Raw genomic sequence first — 19,907 nt, 5'->3', positions numbered from 1 at the left:
ACATGAATCAATGGATGGATCTTGCAGAGAGAGTGCTGGACGGGGCGGAAGTAACGAATCAAGAAGCGCTGGCCATTTTAAATTGTCCTGATGAGGATCTTTTATTGCTGATGCATGCCGCTTTTCATATTAGAAAACGATTTTACGGAAAAAAAGTAAAGCTGAATATGATTATGAATGCAAAATCAGGCCTGTGTCCGGAAAATTGCGGGTACTGTTCACAATCTTCAATATCAAAAGCGCCGATTGAGTCTTACCGGATGGTGGATAAGCATATATTGCTTAAAGGGGCAAAACGCGCCCACGACCTGAATATAGGGACATACTGTATCGTCGCCAGCGGCCGGGGACCGTCAAACAGAGAAGTGGATCAAGTTGTTGATGCTGTCAAAGAAATTAAAGAAACGTACGGTTTAAAAATCTGCGCATGCCTCGGTCTGCTGAAGCCGGAACAGGCAGAGCGGCTGAAACAGGCAGGAGTAGACCGGTACAATCATAACATCAATACATCACAAAGGAATCACTCAAACATTACGACCTCCCACACGTATGACGACAGGGTCAATACAGTGGAAACGGCGAAACAATCGGGGATGTCACCTTGTTCTGGTGTCATCGTCGGCATGAAAGAGACGAAACAGGACGTCATTGATATGGCGAACAGCTTAAAAGCGCTTGACGCCGACAGCATCCCGGTTAATTTTCTGCATGCGATTGACGGAACTCCGTTAGAAGGGGTAAGCGAATTACATCCGGTGTATTGCCTGAAAGTGCTCGCCTTGTTCCGTTTTATCAATCCGTCAAAAGAAATCCGTATCTCAGGAGGCCGGGAAGTCAACCTTCGTTCGCTGCAGCCGCTGGGACTTTACGCCGCAAATTCGATTTTCGTCGGAGATTACTTAACGACAGCAGGGCAGCAAGAAACAGAGGATCATCAAATGCTCCATGATTTAGGTTTTGAAGTCGAATCCGTTGAAGAAATGAAAGCCGGCCTGCAATCCGCCTGCAATACGGAGGTATAAGATGACGGCGGACCTATCGATTGCACATCCGTCTCTCCATGCGGATTCGGATTTTTGGAATGACCCTTACCCGTTTTATGACAAACTGCGATCCATTGATCCTGTTTATAAAGGAACCGTATTAAAATATCCGGGCTGGTATGTCACCGGGTATAAAGAAGCGGCAGCGATTCTGAAAGACATTCGGTTTAAAAACCGCATTCCTCTTCCGGAAGCTTCAACGAAATATCAAAATCTATCGCATATCCAGCACGATATGCTGTTATTTAAAAATCAATCAGACCATAAGCGGATGCGGATGCTTATCGGTAAAGAATTTACCGCAAAGACGGCGGAATCTCTTCGCCCTTGTATAAACGAAACGGTTCATGACTTGTTGGATCAAGTCCAAATCAAAAAAACCGCGGACCTTGTTTCAGAGTTTGCCTTTCCATTGGCAAGCCTTATCATTGCGGAGATACTCGGAGTGCCGAAAGAGGAGAGATATCAATTCAGACAATGGACGGCAGACGTCATCCAGGCCATTGATCTTACCCGATCAAGAAAGACGTTAGTCAGAGCAAGCGACACCGCAGGCAGGCTGACGTCATATTTCAGAGATTTGATTCACAAGCGGAAAGCGCACCCTCAGCAAGACTTGATCAGCAGGTTTATTATGGAGGAACAGCTTTCAAAAGAGGAAGTGCTCGCGACATGTATCTTACTTGTCATAGCCGGACACGAGACGACGGTAAACCTCATAAGCAACGGTGTGTTTACTTTATTGAAACACCCTGAACAGCTTAGCGCACTGAGAGAAAACCCTTCGCTTATTGAAACTGCAGTTGAGGAATGTCTGCGCTACGACAGCCCCGCGCAGCTGACGGCACGCACCGCTTCAGAAGACTGCGAAATAAATGGGAAGACCATAAAAAAAGGAGAGCAGGTATATATCCTTTTAGGGGCAGCCAATCGCGATCCAAGCATATTCGATCAACCTCACAAAATGGATATCCAAAGAAAGCCGAACCCGCATCTTGCATTCGGAAAGAACGCCCATTTTTGCATAGGCTCCTCATTAGCGCGCATCGAAGCACAAATTGCAATTCTTACACTGTTTGAGCGGATGCCTAAGCTTCGGCTGGCTGCACACCGCCTTGAATACCGCAAGCTCATTGGTTTTAGGTCGCTCAAAGAGCTCCCGGTTGTCATTGGCTGAATGACCATGCAGGAGGGCCGGATTTTATCGGTTCCTCTTGCAGGAAATAAATGAAAGAAAAAAGAATACATATTTATAAAGCAAAAATCCTCTCTGATCCATCTCACTATCCCTAAAAAAACTCACTGCTCAGCCAATCAATCTAATACAGCAAGAGTCTCCCTTTCTTTCGCCAAAACGGAACATTCACCATGATGCACATTTTTTCAGCTTCAGAAACTGTGCAAAACCGGCATGTTTTTTGCTTTATTTTCTCGATTTTTTGTAAGCGCTTACTAATATTGAGCAGAAAAGAGGGGGATTTGTGGACATTGTTATTATTTTATTGGCATTAGGCATGCTGATGTTTGCGGCTTACCGGGGCTTTTCAGTCATTTTATTCGCCCCGATTTGTGCGCTGTTTGCTGTGCTCCTGACAGATCCAAGCTTCGTACTTCCTTTCTTCTCGAATATATTTATGGAGAAGATGGTAGGATTTATTAAGCTGTATTTTCCCGTATTTCTTTTAGGGGCCGTTTTTGGCAAGGTTGTTGAAATATCCGGGCTCGCCGAGTCGATTGCAAAAACAATCGTCAGACTTGTGGGAGCAAAAAGAGCCATTCTCGCCATCGTCTTAATGGGTGCGATTTTAACGTACAGCGGCGTCAGTCTCTTCGTAGCGGTGTTTGCCATTTATCCGTTTGCTAAAAACCTATTTATTAAAGCTGATATTCCCAAGCGTCTGATACCCGGTACGATTGCATTGGGCGCCTTTACATTTACAATGGATGCGCTTCCCGGCACACCGCAAATTCAAAATGTCATTCCGACCGCTTTTTTTAAAACAAACATTTATGCCGCTCCCTGGCTCGGACTGATTGGTGCAGCATTTGTGCTTACGGCCGGAATGATTTATTTAGAATCCCGGCGCAAAAAAGCGGCCAATGCCGGAGAAGGCTATGCTGGATTTCAATCTGAGGTTTCCGCTGCAGAGGAATCCTCAAGTCTGGCTAATGAAACACATACGCCTGTTTTACCGCAACCCAGCCCCGCGCGGCAAGTGCTCGCCTTTGTTCCGCTTATCCTTGTGGGAGTCATGAACAAATGCTTCACGATGTGGCTCCCGCATTGGTACCCTGACGGATTTGATTTTGCGCCGCTCGGGCTAGAAGCGTTCGGGAAGATTGACCTTTCCTCCGTCACTGCGATCTGGTCAGTAGAACTCGCACTGTTCATCGGAATCATGACAACGATTTTGTTCGATTGGAAAAAAGTCCTCTTCAATTTGAAAGAGGGACTGAATGAGGGTATCGGGGGCGCCTTGCTGGCGTCGATGAATACAGGAGCCGAATACGGATTTGGCGGGATCATTGCGGCGCTTCCCGGCTTTAAAATGGTCAGCAGCGGCATATCGCAGACGTTTACTGATCCGCTCGTCAACGGAGCGGTGACGACCACTGCGCTTGCCGGGATTACAGGATCGGCATCAGGAGGAATGGGCATCGCTTTAAGCACGATGTCAGCAGCGTATACAGAAGCAATCAATACATTCCACATCCCGCCGGAGGTCATGCACCGGGTGATCTCGATGGCCTCCGGCGGGATGGACACTCTTCCGCATAATGGCGCCGTCATTACGCTGCTCGCGGTCACTGGGTTGACCCACCGCCAATCCTACAGGGATATCTTTGCCATTACCGTCATTAAAACAGCCGCTGTGTTTGTCATCATCGCCATTTACAGTCTGACGGGCCTTGTGTAGCCAAAACAGAAAGGGGAAACGAATATGGGAAAAGGAAAAGTGATGGACTCTTATCAAGATGCTGCTGCACTGATCAAGGACGGAGACACCCTCATCGCAGGAGGCTTCGGCCTGTGCGGCATTCCGGAACAATTAATTCTCGCGATCAGGGACAGCGGCGTAAAAAACTTGACCGTTGTCAGTAATAACTGCGGTGTTGATGATTGGGGGTTAGGCCTCTTGCTTGCAAACCGGCAGATCAAAAAAATGGTCGCATCCTATGTGGGAGAAAACAAAACCTTTGAACGGCAGTTTTTAAGCGGGGAGCTGGAAGTCGAATTGGTGCCCCAAGGAACGCTCGCAGAAAGAATTCGCGCGGGAGGGGCGGGCATTCCGGCGTTTTACACACCTGCGGGCGTCGGAACATCAGTAGCCGAGGGAAAAGAACATAAGACATTTGACGGACGCACCTATCTTCTGGAGAAAGGGATTACAGGGAACGCCGCCATCGTAAAGGCCTGGAAAGCCGATCCTCTGGGCAACCTGATGTTCAGAAAGACGGCGAGAAATTTCAATCCGCTCGCTGCAATGGCAGGCAAAGTGACGATTGCAGAGGCTGAAGAAATTGTCGATGCCGGAGAGCTTGATCCGGATCAAATTCATACGCCGGGTATTTTTGTGCAGCACGTGCTGCTCGGCGGGATTCATGAAAAACGGATTGAACGCCGCACCGTCCGGCAAGCATGATAAAGGAGGCTGACAGAATGAGAGATAGCAGAAAACGAATGATCAAACGGGCTGTAAAAGAAATTAAGGACGGAATGAATGTGAACTTGGGGATAGGGATGCCGACGCTTGTAGCCAATGAGATACCGAATGATTATAACGTCCTGCTTCAGTCTGAAAACGGCTTGCTCGGGATCGGGCCTTATCCGGCGGAAGGAACGGAGGACCCCGATCTGATCAACGCGGGAAAAGAAACCATCACCGAAGTAAAGGGAGCCTCGTATTTTGACAGTGCCGAATCCTTTGCCATGATTCGCGGCGGCCACATTGATGTAGCGATCCTCGGCGGGATGGAAGTGTCCGAACGGGGAGATTTGGCGAACTGGATGATCCCAGGAAAAATGATCAAAGGAATGGGCGGCGCCATGGACTTGGTCCACGGAGCAAAACGGATTATTGTCATTATGGAGCACGTTAATAAATATGGGGAATCTAAAGTGAGAACGGAATGTACGCTGCCTTTAACCGGCAGGCAGGTGGTCGATCGGCTGATCACAGATTTGGCTGTATTCGATTTTCATGATGGCCGTATGACGCTCACCGAACTGCAGGAAGGTGTAACAATGGAGGAGGTCTTTGAGAAAACAGAAGGTCATTTTACTGTCAGCCAGTCGTTAAAAAACGGGGTCAGACCAAAATGAGGAGGTGCCGTCATGCATTCATTGCTTATTGAAAAAACAGCCGTTGTAACAGGAGCAGCCGGAGGAATCGGGCTTGAAATCGCAAAAGAATTCGCCCGTGAAGGAGCAGCCGTCATCATCTCTGATATAAACGAACAAGCGGGGAAAGAAGCGGCGGCAAGACTGAAAGATAAAGGCTGTGAAGCAGTCAGCATCACATGCGATGTAACAAATGAAAAGCAAGTGGCCGACATGCTGCAGACGGTCGAGAAACAATTCGGACGTCTCGATATCCTTGTGAATAATGCGGGCATTCAGCATGTTGCGCCCATCGAGGAATTTCCCACCGAACAGTTTGAACGGCTCATTCGTCTCATGCTGACTGCGCCATTTATCGCAATGAAGCATGCATTTCCCATTATGAAAAAACAGCAATTCGGTCGAATCATTAATATGGCGTCTGTCAACGGACTGATCGGTTTTCACGGGAAAGCGGCATATAACAGCGCCAAGCACGGCGTCATCGGTTTAACGAAAGTCGGCGCACTTGAAGGCGCGGCTGACGGCATTACCGTCAATGCGCTTTGTCCGGGATATGTGGACACTCAGCTTGTCCGCAATCAGTTAAAAGACATTTCCGCAACAAGGAATGTACCGTACGAACGGGTGCTTGAGGACGTCATCTTTCCGCTCGTTCCCCAACAACGGCTGCTGTCAGTGAAAGAAATCGCTGATTACGCCGTATTTTTGGCCAGCGACAAAGCAAAAGGGGTCACAGGTCAGGCCGTAGTCATGGATGGCGGGTATACCGCTCAATAGTTCTTATACTTTTTAAAAAAACAGCCGCTCTGAACGGCTGTTTTTTTATGCCTGAAAACCTTGTTCACTCAATAGGCTGATTTACTGCGTCAATCGGTATCCGGGCAGGGTCATTCACATGTTCTGCGGCGTATTTCGCCTTTGCGGATTTTCCCCATCCAGATCCATCTCTTGCACCACATTTATAATCAAGCGCATCAGTTTACAATCCTTCACAGATATACAAATGAATTTTTACAATAAACAGAAAATATGTAATTTCTGACACAATAATGCCAATAGCCCTAAAACATATGAAACATGAAGAGCGCGACCTAAGTGAAGAAGAGCCGGTAACAGGCTCCACTCCGGCTTTTCATCATCTCTCTTTAAGACTGATTTTCGGTGAAGCCCCATGTTTTATTTTATGAATAAATATATCTAATTCGTTTGTAAAATCGAACAATAACTCCTCCGAAAGTATTCTATACACATTTGTTATAATCATGCTAGGATGTTATATAAAGGGATAATTTGTAGGATATTGTATTTTTGCTCAATATGATCGGAGGAATCTCATGAACAATCTTGCCTTTTTATTTCCTGGACAAGGGTCTCAATTTGTAGGAATGGGCAAACAATTTTGGAATGATTTTGTGCTCGCAAAGAGATTGTTTGAAGAAGCGAGCGATGCGATCTCCTTGGATGTAAAAAAACTGTGTTTTAACGGAGATATGAATGAATTGACAAAGACAATGAACGCGCAGCCCGCTATTTTAACGGTCAGTGTGATTGCTTTTCAAGTGTATATGCAGGAAATAGGGGTGAAGCCCCGCTTCCTGGCAGGCCATAGCTTAGGCGAATATTCAGCGCTTGTCTGTGCCGGCGCCCTTTCTTTTCAGGATGCCGTTACACTTGTAAGGGAGCGGGGAATTCTTATGCAAAATGCGGATCCCCAGCAGCAGGGGACGATGGCCGCCGTGACACAGCTCTCTCTCCAAACGTTGCAGGAAATATGTTCGAAAGTATCGACGGAAGACTTTCCGGCAGGTGTAGCCTGCATGAATTCAGAACAGCAGCATGTGATTTCCGGACACCGGCAAGCTGTGGAACGTGTCATCAAGATGGCGGAGGAAAAGGGTGCGGCATACACTTATTTGAATGTCAGTGCGCCTTTTCACAGTTCGATGATACGATCAGCCTCCGAACAATTCCAGACTGTATTACACCGGTATTCCTTCCGGGATGCCGCATGGCCGATCATTTCAAATGTCACCGCGCGCCCTTACAGCAGCGGAAATTCGATCAGCGAACATCTTAAGCAGCACATAACGATGCCGGTAAGATGGACGGAATCGATGCATTACTTGCTTTTACACGGAGTCACAGAAGTCATCGAAATGGGTCCGAACAATGTCTTAGCCGGTCTGCTGAGAAAAACAACGAATCACATTGTACCTTATCCCTTAGGACAGACATCTGATGTTCACTTGCTTTCCAATTCAACGGAAAGAAAGAAACATATTGTCCATTTACGCAAAAAACAACTGAATAAATTGATGATTCAATCCGTCATTGCGCGAAATTACAACAAGGATTCAGCGGCTTATTCCACTATGACGACGCCATTATTTACGCAAATCCAAGAGCTGAAAGAGAGAATGAAAAGGCATGAAGACGTGCTTTCAGAACAAGAACTCGAACATTCGATCCATTTATGCAAATTAATTTGTGAAGCTAAACAGCTTCCGGCTTGGGAAGAATTGCGGATTTTAAAATAAAGCGCCCAGGAGGGGACCTATGTATACCAGACAATTCCAAACCTTAGTAGATGTCATTCGGGAAAGAAGCAATATCTCTGATCGCGGGATCCGTTTTATCGAATCCGATAAAAACGAGACGGTTGTCTCTTATCGCCAATTGTTTGAAGAGGCGCAAGGGTATCTTGGCTATTTACAGCATCTCGGCATTAAGCCGAAGCAGGAAATTGTATTTCAAATCCAAGAAAACAAATCATTTGTCGTTGCTTTTTGGGCTTGTATATTAGGAGGAATGATCCCGGTTCCGGTCAGTATCGGAGAAGATGATGACCATAAGCTGAAGGTCTGGCGCATTTGGAATATATTAAATCATCCCTTTCTGATTGCCTCTGAAAAAGTATTGGACAAAATAAAGAAATACGCTGCAGAACACGATTTACAGGATTTCCATCATCAATTAAACGAAAAATCTGACGTCATTCAAGATCAAATCTACGATTACCCCGCTTCGTTTTATGAACCTGATGCGGATGAACTCGCCTTTATCCAATTTTCTTCCGGATCCACAGGAGATCCAAAAGGAGTCATGTTAACGCATCACAACTTAATACATAACACGTGCGCCATTGGGAATGCCCTAGCCATTCATTCGAAAGACTCCTTCTTATCATGGATGCCTTTAACGCATGATATGGGGCTCATCGCCTGCCACCTTGTTCCCTTCATAACCGGAATCAATCAAAATCTAATGCCTACAGAATTATTTATTCGCAGACCTATTCTTTGGATGAAAAAAGCTCATGAACATAAAGCCAGTATTCTATCATCTCCTAATTTCGGGTACAACTACTTCCTTAAATTTCTGAAAAACGAACCAGACTGGGATTTATCCCACATCAAGGTCATCGCAAACGGGGCAGAACCGATATTGCCGGAGCTATGTGACGAATTTTTGAAAAGATGCGCAGCATTCAATCTGAAAAGATCCGCCATTTTGAATGTTTACGGTTTAGCGGAAGCTTCGGTTGGCGCAGCGTTCTCTAAAATAGGTAAAGAATTCGTTCCCGTTTATTTGCATCGTGACTATTTAAATCTTGGTGAAAGAGCTGTAAAAGTCAGCAAAGAGGACCAAAATTGCGCTTCATTCGTCGAGGTGGGACAACCTATTGACTATTGTCAGCTTCGGATCTCCGATGAAACAAATGAAAGAGTAGAAGACGGAATCATCGGCCATATCCAGATCAAAGGAGACAATGTGACGCAAGGGTATTATAACAACCCAGAGAGTACGGAAAAAGCGCTGACTTCTGACGGCTGGGTAAAAACGGGAGACCTCGGATTCATTAGTGAAAGTGGTAACTTAGTCGTAACCGGAAGAGAAAAGGACATTATTTTCGTGAACGGAAAAAATATCTACCCGCACGATATTGAACGGGTCGCGATTGAAATGGAAGAGGTTGACTTAGGAAGGGTTGCCGCCTGCGGTGTATATGATCAAAAGACACAAAGCGGAGAAATCGTGCTCTTTGTTGTTTACAAAAAATCACCTGAAAAATTCGCACCGCTTGTCAAAGAGATAAAAAAGCATTTGTACAAGCGGGGCGGCTGGAGCATAAAAGAAGTCCTTCCGATCCGAAAACTCCCTAAAACAACCAGCGGAAAGGTTAAACGCTACGAACTTGCCAGACAGTATGAGGCAGGGAATTTTTCAACAGAGTCTGCCGCCATCAATGAATGTTTGGAGAGCAGCCCGGAAACATCCGGACAGACACCCATTCATGAGATAGAAACGGAATTGCTGTCTATCTTTTCCGAAGTGCTCAACGGGAAAAAGGTTCACCTCGCTGACAGTTATTTTGATATGGGAGCAAATTCATTACAGTTATCGCAGATTGCCGAGCGCATAGAACAGAAATTCGGACGCGAGCTTGCCGTTTCAGATCTCTTTACGTATCCTTCTATCACTGATTTAGCGGCATATCTGTCTGAAAGCCGGGCTGAAATCAAACAGGACGCGGCAGCGAAACCAAGCCATGTGACACCGAAAGATATCGCCATTATCGGAATGTCGCTCAATGTCCCGGGAGCGTCAACGAAAAGTGATTTTTGGAATCTGCTTGAAAAAGGTGAGCACAGCATTCGAGAATACCCCGAATCCCGGCTGAAAGATGCGGCGGATTATTTAAAGTCCATCCAAAGCGAGTTCAATGAGAGTCAGTTTGTGAAGGGCGGCTATTTAGATGAAATCGACCGCTTTGATTATTCGTTCTTCGGTTTAGCTCCTAAAACGGCTCAGTTTATGGACCCTAACCAAAGACTGTTTTTGCAGTCTGCATGGCATGCGATTGAAGATGCGGGCTATGCCGGCGGCAGCATGAACGGGAGCCGTGTCGGGGTATATGCGGGGTACTCGAAGGTGGGCTACGATTATGAACGTCTCCTTTCTGCGAATTATCCGGAGGAACTTCATCAATATATCGTGGGCAATCTCCCTTCCGTGCTAGCCAGCCGAATCGCTTATTTCTTAAATTTAAAAGGGCCGGCGGTCACAGTGGATACGGCATGCTCCTCATCGCTTGCCGCCGTTCATATGGCATGCAAATCTTTAATATCCGGCGATTGTGAAATGGCTCTTGCCGGAGGTATCCGAACATCGATCTTGCCGATCTGTATCGGGCTTGATATGGAATCTTCGGACGGATACACCAAAACGTTCAGCAAAGATTCAGACGGCACGGGCACAGGTGAAGGCGCGGCCGCAGTCCTGCTAAAACCTTTGCAGGATGCTGTTCGCGACGGAGACCATATTTACGGCGTAATCAAGGGAAGCGCGCTGAATCAAGACGGAACAACCGCCGGGATTACAGCACCGAATCCGGCAGCTCAGACTGAGGTCATTGAGACGGCTTGGAAAGACGCGGGCATTGCCCCTGAAACACTGTCTTTCATCGAAGCGCATGGCACCGGAACGAAGCTCGGTGATCCGGTTGAATTTAACGGACTTTGTAAAGCGTTTGAAAAGTATACGGCAAAAAAACAATTTTGTGCGATTGGTTCTGTTAAATCGAACATCGGTCATTTGTTTGAAGCGGCAGGCATCGTCGGGCTGATCAAATCTGTCCTCATGCTGAATCACAAGAAAAATCCGCCGTTAGCGCACTTTAATGAACCTAATCCGCTCATTCATTTTCACTCATCACCATTTTACGTAAACCAGGAAGCTGCAGCGTTCACATCCGGTGATGAGCCGCTGCGAGGCGGAGTCAGCTCATTTGGCTTTAGCGGAACGAACGCTCATGTGGTACTGGAAGAATATATTTCTCAAAGTGAGTATGCACCCGAGGATGAACATGGGCCGCACCTATTTGTTTTATCCGCTCATACTGAAAAATCACTCTATGAACTCGCACAGCAGTACCGGCAATATGTATCGGATGACAGCCAAGCTTCATTAAAGTCCATTTGCTATACAGCCAGTACGGGCAGGGCTCATTTGGATCATGGCATTGCCATGATTGTATCCGGTAAGCAAGAATTATCGGATAAGCTGACCCGCCTGATTCAGGGAGACAGAAACCTTCCCGGTGTATACATCGGTTACAAGAATATGAAGGAAATGCTGCCTGCCCATAAAGAAGAGCTGAATCAACAAGCAGCCGCTCTGATTAAGCAGCGTTTACGTACGCAAGATGAACGGATCACATGGCTGCATCGCGCAGCCGAATTATTTGTGCAAGGAGCCGTTATCGATTGGCGCGCGCTTTATTCCGGTGAAACTGTACAAAAGACGCCATTGCCCCTGTATCCGTTTGAACGGAGCCGATGCTGGGCTGAAGCTGACCAATTGCGCTTAAACGAGGGCGAAAAGAAAGGAGGAGCAGCATTGAATATCAATCAATCGAAAGCGCACATTGAATCCTTCCTGAAAACTGTAATCAGCAACGCTTCAGGGATCAGAGCGGAGGAACTCGATCTGAATGCTCATTTTATCGGGCTCGGAATGGATTCTATCATGCTGTCACAGGTCAAAAAAGCCATCGCGGACGAATTTGGGGTAGATATCCCGATGGATCGTTTTTTTGATACGTTGACCAACCTTCAAAGTGTCATAGATTACTTGGCTGATACCGTTCCATCGTCCTTTGCATCCGCTCCGCCTCAAGAGAATGTTCCGGCGCAGGAAAAACAGGTCATTTCAGAAGCGCAGCCTGAATCGGATCGCAGAGATGGTCATCAAGAGCATACGCTCGAAAAAATCATCGCTTCTCAGAATCAATTAATTCAGGATACCTTGCAAGCTCAATTAAATAGCTTTAATTTGTTGAGAAACAGCGGACATCATTCCGATGAGAAAGAATATGCTAAAGCGCGAGAGAAATCAATTCCTTCTGTCAAGCAGGGGCCTCCGACCGTCAATGCAGAAAAGAAAGCGGCTCAAGAAGCGAAACCCTATGTTCCTTTCCAGCCTCAGAACCTGAATGATCAGGGACACTATACCGCACGGCAAAAACAATACTTAGAAGACTTCATCAAGAAATACGCAGATAAAACGAAAGGTTCCAAACAATATACGGACAACACCCGATTTGCTCATGCAAACAACCGCAATTTGTCCAGCTTCCGTTCGTATTGGAAGGAAATCGTATACCCGATTATCGCCGAACGTTCTGACGGTTCTAAAATGTGGGATATTGACGGAAATGAATATATCGATATCACCATGGGATTCGGGGTTAACCTGTTCGGGCATCATCCTTCCTTTATTACACAGGTTATCGATGATTCAACCCGTTCATCATTGCCTCCGCTCGGCCCGATGTCAGATGTCGCCGGTGAAGTTGCCGACCGGATCCGCACATGTACCGGAGTGGAAAGGGTCGCTTTCTATAATTCCGGAACAGAGGCCGTCATGGTTGCCCTGCGTTTGGCGCGGGCGGCAACAGGAAGAAAGAAAGTCGTGGCGTTCTCGGGATCTTATCATGGCACGTTTGACGGCGTATTAGGGGTAGCCGGCACAAAAGGCGGGGCTGCGTCTGCGAATCCGCTGGCTCCGGGCATACCGCAGAGCTTTATGGATGATTTGATTATTTTACATTACAACAATCCCGATTCGCTGGACGTGATCCGCAGTCTTGGTGATGAATTGGCAGCCGTACTGGTAGAACCGGTACAAAGCCGCAGACCGGATTTGCAGCCGCGGGCATTTTTGAAAGAATTGCGGGCGATCACGCAGCAATCCGGAACAGCTCTGATTATGGATGAAATTATTACCGGATTTCGGATCGGTCTCGGCGGCGCACAGGAATGGTTCGGCATTCAGGCTGATTTAGTGACCTACGGAAAAATCATCGGCGGCGGACAGCCGTTAGGGGTAGTTGCCGGAAAAGCTGAGTTCATGAATGCGATCGACGGGGGTACCTGGCAGTATGGGGACGATTCCTACCCGCAAGACGAGGCGAAACGCACGTTTGTGGCCGGCACCTTCAATACTCACCCGCTTACCATGAGGATGTCATTAGCCGTCCTTCGCCATTTACAAACCGAAGGAGAACATCTGTATGAGCAGCTTAATCAAAAAACAGCCTACCTGGTCGATGAGCTGAATCGCTGCTTCGAACAAGCGCAAGTGCCTATCCGCATGGTTCGATTCGGTTCTTTATTCCGGTTTGTCTCATCGCTTGATAATGACTTGTTCTTTTACCATCTCAACTATAAAGGGGTCTATGTATGGGAGGGACGCAACTGCTTCTTGTCTTCGGCGCATACCGCGGATGATATCGAAAATATTATTCAAGCGGTGAAAGACACGGTGGAGGATCTTCGCCGAGGCGGATTTATTCCGGAAGGCCCGGATTCCCCTGATGGCGGAGGCCGTAAAAAGTCCGGGACGCGCGAGCTTTCACCTGAACAAAAGCAGTTGGTTATGGCATCCCATTACGGGAATGAAGCTTCCGCCGCTTTAAACCAGTCCATTATGCTGAAAGTGAAGGGCGAACTGCAGCATACACCATTAAAACAAGCCGTCCGGCATATCGTTGACCGTCATGAAGCTTTACGTACGGTGATTCATCCCGATGACGAGGTGCAGCAAGTGCAGGAACGGATGAATATAGATATACCTGTCATTGATTTTACCGGTCTCCCGCATGAACATCGGGAGCCGGAAATCCAAAAATGGCTGACAGAAGATGCCAAGCGGCCGTTTCATTTCCATGAACAAAAGCCTTTGTTTAGAATCCATGTGCTTACATCGGCTCACAATGAACATCTGATTGTGCTCACGTTCCATCACATCATTGCCGATGGATGGTCAATCGCCGTTTTTGTTCAAGAACTGGAGAGCAACTACGCGGCAATCGTACAAGGAAAACCGATTTCGACGAAAGAGGCAGATGTTTCGTTTCGCCAATACTTAGACTGGCAGCAGGCACAGATTGACAGCGGCCAGTATGAAGAAGGGGTCCGTTATTGGCGGCGTCATTTCTCTGAACCGATACAGCAGCCAATTCTGCCAAGCACAGCTTCTGTCCGTTATCCGAACGGGTATGAGGGAGACCGGTGTACCGTCAGGCTTGGACGGCCATTGAGCGAGGCTTTAAGGTCTTTAAGCATTCAGATGAAAAATAGCGTATTTGTGACGATGCTGGGTGCATTTCATCTTTTTCTGCACCGGCTTACCAAACAGTCAGGCCTTGTGATCGGGGTCCCCGCAGCAGGTCAATCGCATATGAAACAGCATGATCTGATTGGAAATTGCGTCAATATGATTCCGGTGAAGAACACGTCTTCTTCAGAAAGCACTTTATCCGGTTATCTTGGCAGTATGAAAGAAAGCGTGAATCTTGCAATGCGGCACCAAGCCGTCCCGATGACACTGGTGGCCAGAGAGCTTCCGCACGATCAAGTGCCGGATATGCGTATTATCTTTAATTTAGACAGGCCTTTTCGAAAACTGCATTTCGGAAAGGCGGAGGCGGAGCCCGTTGCATACCCGGTAAAATGCACCCTGTACGATTTATTTCTTAACATAACTGACGCGCATCAAGAATATGTTCTTGATTTCGACTTTAATACGAACGTCATCAGTCCGGAAATCATGAAAAAGTGGGGAGCGGGTTTTACAAAATTGCTGCAAAAAATGGTTGAGGGAGATTCAATCCCTCTTAACGCCATGATAATGTTTTCCGATGAAGAACAGCATGCTTTACAAGCACTTTACGCCGAACACCAGAAGCGGATCTCTTCAATAGGAAGCAATACGGCAAATTTTACTGAAGCCTACGAGGCGCCGGTAAATGAAACGGAGCAGCAGCTGGCGCGGATTTGGGAGGAACTTTTCGGCCTTGAACGGGTTGGCAGATCAGATCGCTTCCTGGCTTTGGGAGGAAACTCACTCCAGGCGACGCTTATGCTTTCCAAAGTTCAGAAGACATTTCATCAAAAGGTTTCCATCGGACAATTTTTCAATCACCAGACTGTTAAGGAATTAGCACGTTTCATTCAGAACGAAACGAAAGTCGTGCACCTCCCGATGAAGGCTGCCGAGAAAAAAGCGTATTACCCGACATCGCCGGCACAGCAAAGAGTATATTTCCTGCACCAGCTGGAACCGGATCAGCTGGCGCAAAATATGTTCGGCCACATATCAATAACAGGGAAGTACGATGAGCAAGCCCTGATCTCATCTCTTCAACAAGTGATGCAGCGGCACGAAGCGTTTCGCACGTATTTCGACATTATAGATGGCGATATCGTTCAGAAACTTGAAAACGAAGTTGATTTTAACGTTCATGTCCGGACAATGAGCCGGGATGAATTTGATGCCTATTCAGACCGGTTTGTAAAACCGTTCCGCCTGGACCAAGCTCCGTTAGTTCGTGCGGAGCTGATCAAGATTGAAAACGAGCAGGCCGAACTGCTCATCGATATGCATCATATCATTTCGGACGGTTATTCCGTCAACATCCTTACAAATGAATTGCTGGCTTTATATCATCAGAAACCATTACCGGACATTGAATTTGAATATAAAGATTTCGCAGAATGGCAAAACCAACGGCTGAATGAAGATGCCATGAAGCGGCAGGAGACATATTGGCTGGAACAATTTCAAGACGAAATTCCCATTCTCGACCTGCCGACAGACGGTTCAATAGCGGCAGAACGGTCTTCTGAGGGACAGCGTGTGACATGCTCCTTACAGACGGATGTCATCCGTTCGCTTCAAGACTTGGCACAAAAGACGGAAACGACTCTCTATACGGTGCTTCTGGCCGCCTATAATGTGCTGCTTCATAAATATACAGGACAAGAAGACATTGTCGTAGGCACGCCTGCATCAGGAAGAAATCATCCGGATATCGAAAAGATCGTCGGTATTTTCATACAAACCATCGGAATCCGGACGAAGCCGCACGCCAATAGAACGTTTACGGATTATCTGGAAGAAGTAAAGCGGCAGACGCTTGACGCTTTCGAAAACCAAGACTATCCATTCGACCGGCTTGTGGAGAAATTAAATGTGCAGCGGGAAACAACCGGAAAGTCTCTGTTTAACACGATGTTTGTGTTTCAAAACATTGAATTTCATGAAATCCGGCACAATAAATGTACATTTAAAGTGAAAGAACGAAATCCAGGAGTCTCTTTGTATGATTTGATGCTCACGATCGAAGATGCCGGTCAACAGATAGAGATGCATTTTGATTATAAACCGGGACGATTCACAAAAGACACCATTGAACAGATTACCAGACACTATACCGCCATTTTAAACAGCCTTGTTGAGCAGCCGGAGATGACATTGTCTTCCGTTCCTATGCTGTCTGAAACCGAACGGCATCAACTGCTGACGGAGTGTAATGGCACAAAGACGCCGTATCCGCATAAGGAAACGGTATATCGGTGGTTTGAAATGCAGGCTGAACAGAGTCCCGATCATGAAGCCGTTATTTTTGGCAATGAGCGGTATACGTACAGACAGCTCAATGAACGGGCGAACCGATTGGCGCGGACGTTACGGACAAAAGGCGTACAAGCGGATCAATTCGTTGCCATCATCTGCCCGCATCGGATCGAGCTGATTGTCGGAATTTTGGCTGTTCTGAAAGCCGGCGGCGCATACGTGCCCATTGATCCTGAATATCCGGAAGATCGGATTCAATATATGCTGAGAGATTCAAGAGCGGAGGTTGTGTTGACACAGCGCAGCCTGCTGGATCAATTACCGTATGATGGTGACGTTGTGCTTTTGGATGAGGAAAACTCATACCATGAGGAGCACTCGAATCTTGAATCGGACAGCGATGCGCATGATTTGGCCTACATGATCTATACGTCAGGTTCCACGGGAAATCCAAAAGGTGTACTTATAGAGCATCAGGGGCTGGCTGATTATATTTGGTGGGCGAAAGAGGTTTATGTAAGAGGTGAGAAAACCAACTTTCCATTATACTCTTCCATCTCTTTCGATCTGACTGTGACCTCGATATTTACGCCGCTGGTTACGGGAAATACCATCATTGTCTTTGACGGCGAAGGCAAAAGCGCTGTGCTTTCTGAGATTATACGGGACTCGAGAATAGACATGATCAAATTGACCCCGGCACATCTGCACGTCATCAAGGAGATGAATATCGCTGGCGGCACCGCAATACGGAAAATGATTGTCGGCGGAGAAAATTTAAGCACCCGTCTGGCCAAAAGTGTCAGCGAGCAGTTTAAAGGCCGGCTGGACATTTTCAATGAATACGGACCGACGGAAGCTGTCGTCGGATGTATGATTTATCACTTCGACGCAGAACGGGACAAGCGGGAATTTGTACCGATCGGCACTCCGGCTGCCAACACGGATATTTATGTGGCCGATGCAAGCAGAAACCTGGTTCCGATCGGAGTAATCGGCGAAATATATATCAGCGGACCGGGTGTTGCCAGAGGGTATTGGAACCGCCCGGATCTAACGGCAGAGAAATTTGTTGAAAACCCGTATGTCCCGGGAGCGAAGATGTACAAATCAGGGGATTTGGCTAAGCGATTGAAGGACGGAAATCTCGTATATATCGGGCGCGTTGATGAACAAGTCAAAATCAGGGGACACCGAATCGAGCTTGGTGAAATTGAAGCAGCGATGCATAATGCGGAAGCGGTGCAAAAAGCCGCGGTTACAGTGAAAGAAGAAAAAGACGGCTTAAAACAATTATGCGCGTATTACGTAAGCGACAAGCCTATAGCGGCTGCGCAGCTTAGGGAACAATTGTCATCGAAGCTTCCGGACTACATGGTTCCGTCCTATTTTGTCCATCTGGAGCATATGCCGTTAACGTCCAACGGGAAAATAAACCGTAAGGCACTGCCTGCACCAGAATCGAGTCTGCAGCAGACAGCTGAATATGTTCCGCCGGGTAATGAGACGGAGTCCAAACTGACAGATTTATGGAAGGAAGTGCTCGGAATAAGCCATGCGGGGATCAAACATAATTTCTTTGATCTCGGAGGCAACTCCATCCGAGCGGCTGCCTTAGCCGCCAGAATTCACAAAGAGCTGGATGTGAATCTGTCTCTCAAAGACATATTCAAGTTTCCTACCATTGAACAATTGGCTGACAAGGCGTTACACATGGACAAAAATCGATATGTACCGATTCCGGCTGCAAAGGAAATGCCATATTATCCGGTTTCTTCAGCTCAGAGGCGGATGTATTTATTAAGTCACACAGAAGGCGGCGAGCTGACTTACAATATGACGGGTGCCATGAATGTGGAAGGGACGATCGATCCCGAACGGTTAAACGCCGCTTTCCGAAAATTAATCGCGCGTCATGAAGCGTTGCGGACCAGCTTTGATTTATATGAAGGCGAGCCGGCACAGCGTATTCATCAGTACGTCGACTTTACGATAGAACGGATTCAAGCAAGCGAAGAAGAAGCGGAAGACCGTGTGCTTGATTTCATCAAAACGTTTGACTTAGCCAAACCGCCGCTGATGCGGGCCGGACTGATTGAAATTGAACCTGCGCGGCACGTGCTTGTGGTTGATATGCATCATATCATTTCTGACGGCGTGTCCGTCAATATTCTGATGAAAGATTTAAGCCGAATCTACGAGGGGAACGAACCGGGCCCGCTCTCTATTCAATATAAAGACTTTGCAGTTTGGCAGCAATCGGACCTTCAGAAACGGAACATCAAGAGCCAGGAAGCGTATTGGCTGGATCAGTTTCACGGTGATATTCCTGTACTGGATATGCCTGCGGATTATGAGCGACCTGCCATACGCGATTACGAAGGCGAATCATTTGAATTTCTTATACCCGAACACTTGAAACAGCGTTTAAGCCAAATGGAAGAAGACACAGGAGCAACACTGTATATGATTTTATTGGCAGCCTATACGATTCTTTTATCCAAATACAGCGGACAAGAAGATATTATCGTAGGAACGCCATCTGCCGGGCGGACTCATCTGGATGTAGAGCCGGTCGTGGGAATGTTCGTCAATACGTTAGTCATTCGCAATCACCCGGCGGGCCGTAAAACATTTGATGCCTACTTAAATGAAGTAAAAGAAAACATGCTGAACGCCTATAAAAATCAAGACTATCCGTTGGAAGAATTAATTCAGCATCTGCATCTTCCAAAAGATTCAAGCCGCAATCCTTTATTCGATACGATGTTTGTGCTGCAAAATCTTGATCATGCTGAATTGACTTTCGATTCCCTTCAACTCAAGCCGTATCCATTTCATCATCCGGTTGCCAAATTCGATTTGACCTTGTCGATTCAGGCGGACCGCGACAACTATCACGGACTGTTTGAATATTCGAAAAAACTGTTTAAGAAAAGCAGAATCGAGGTTTTATCAAACGACTACTTACACATCCTATCGGCGATTTTGGAACAGCCAAGCATTCTAATCGAACATATCGGATTGAGCGGCAGCAATGAGGAAGAAGAGAACGCGCTTGATTCTATTCAATTGAACTTTTAGGGAAAAGCATTATT

Annotated in this window: 8 protein-coding genes; all 8 read left to right on the top strand. The window is 46.9% G+C overall.

The window, feature by feature from the left end:
- Nucleotides 1–2 precede the first annotated feature (2 nt).
- The 8 genes from bioB (at nt 3) to bamA (ending at nt 19,893) form a co-directional block, all read left to right on the top strand.
- Nucleotides 3–1,022 carry a biotin synthase BioB gene (bioB, locus tag NYE36_RS10665; RefSeq protein WP_007410132.1) on the top strand — a complete coding sequence of 340 codons (1,020 nt, stop codon included), beginning with the start codon at nt 3–5 and terminating at the stop codon, nt 1,020–1,022.
- A gap of 1 nt (nt 1,023) precedes the next feature.
- Complete coding sequence (locus NYE36_RS10660; protein ID WP_257726801.1) at nt 1,024–2,220, top strand: cytochrome P450; 1,197 nt, start codon at nt 1,024–1,026, stop codon at nt 2,218–2,220.
- A 304-nt stretch (nt 2,221–2,524) separates the two neighbouring features.
- Nucleotides 2,525–3,961, top strand: coding sequence for a GntP family permease (locus NYE36_RS10655; RefSeq protein ID WP_020954028.1), 1,437 nt, complete (start codon nt 2,525–2,527; stop codon nt 3,959–3,961).
- A 24-nt stretch (nt 3,962–3,985) separates the two neighbouring features.
- A complete protein-coding gene (locus NYE36_RS10650) occupies nt 3,986–4,687 on the top strand; it encodes a CoA transferase subunit A (protein WP_007410135.1) in 702 nt (233 codons plus the stop codon).
- Nucleotides 4,688–4,704: 17 nt separating this feature from the next.
- On the top strand, nt 4,705–5,367 hold the full coding sequence (locus tag NYE36_RS10645; protein WP_007410136.1) for a CoA transferase subunit B: 663 nt from the start codon (nt 4,705–4,707) through the stop codon (nt 5,365–5,367).
- A gap of 12 nt (nt 5,368–5,379) precedes the next feature.
- The gene (locus NYE36_RS10640) at nt 5,380–6,165 is read left to right on the top strand and encodes a 3-hydroxybutyrate dehydrogenase (RefSeq protein ID WP_265450946.1); all 786 of its coding nucleotides are present in this window, start codon (nt 5,380–5,382) and stop codon (nt 6,163–6,165) included.
- Nucleotides 6,166–6,722: 557 nt separating this feature from the next.
- Nucleotides 6,723–7,925: a bacillomycin D biosynthesis malonyl-CoA transacylase BamD gene (gene bamD, locus NYE36_RS10635; RefSeq protein ID WP_265450945.1), complete on the top strand. Its 1,203-nt coding sequence runs from the start codon at nt 6,723–6,725 to the stop codon at nt 7,923–7,925.
- A gap of 19 nt (nt 7,926–7,944) precedes the next feature.
- On the top strand, nt 7,945–19,893 hold the full coding sequence (gene bamA / locus NYE36_RS10630; protein ID WP_342496852.1) for a bacillomycin D hybrid PKS/NRPS BamA: 11,949 nt from the start codon (nt 7,945–7,947) through the stop codon (nt 19,891–19,893).
- Nucleotides 19,894–19,907 lie beyond the last annotated feature (14 nt).

Source organism: Bacillus sp. FSL R5-0593, from assembly GCF_038603755.1.
GTDB classification, from domain to species: Bacteria; Bacillota; Bacilli; order Bacillales; family Bacillaceae; genus Bacillus; species Bacillus velezensis.
This window is presented reverse-complemented; position numbering and strand designations above follow the sequence as displayed.

Bases quoted from the DNA above. Each gene is read 5' to 3' on its own strand.
- bioB (WP_007410132.1), top strand. From the start codon at position 3: ATGAATCAATGGATGGATCTTGCAGAGAGAGTGCTGGACGGGGCGGAA.
- NYE36_RS10660 (WP_257726801.1), top strand. From the start codon at position 1,024: ATGACGGCGGACCTATCGATTGCACATCCGTCTCTCCATGCGGATTCG.
- NYE36_RS10650 (WP_007410135.1), top strand. From the start codon at position 3,986: ATGGGAAAAGGAAAAGTGATGGACTCTTATCAAGATGCTGCTGCACTG.
- NYE36_RS10645 (WP_007410136.1), top strand. From the start codon at position 4,705: ATGAGAGATAGCAGAAAACGAATGATCAAACGGGCTGTAAAAGAAATT.
- NYE36_RS10640 (WP_265450946.1), top strand. From the start codon at position 5,380: ATGCATTCATTGCTTATTGAAAAAACAGCCGTTGTAACAGGAGCAGCC.
- bamD (WP_265450945.1), top strand. From the start codon at position 6,723: ATGAACAATCTTGCCTTTTTATTTCCTGGACAAGGGTCTCAATTTGTA.
- bamA (WP_342496852.1), top strand. From the start codon at position 7,945: ATGTATACCAGACAATTCCAAACCTTAGTAGATGTCATTCGGGAAAGA.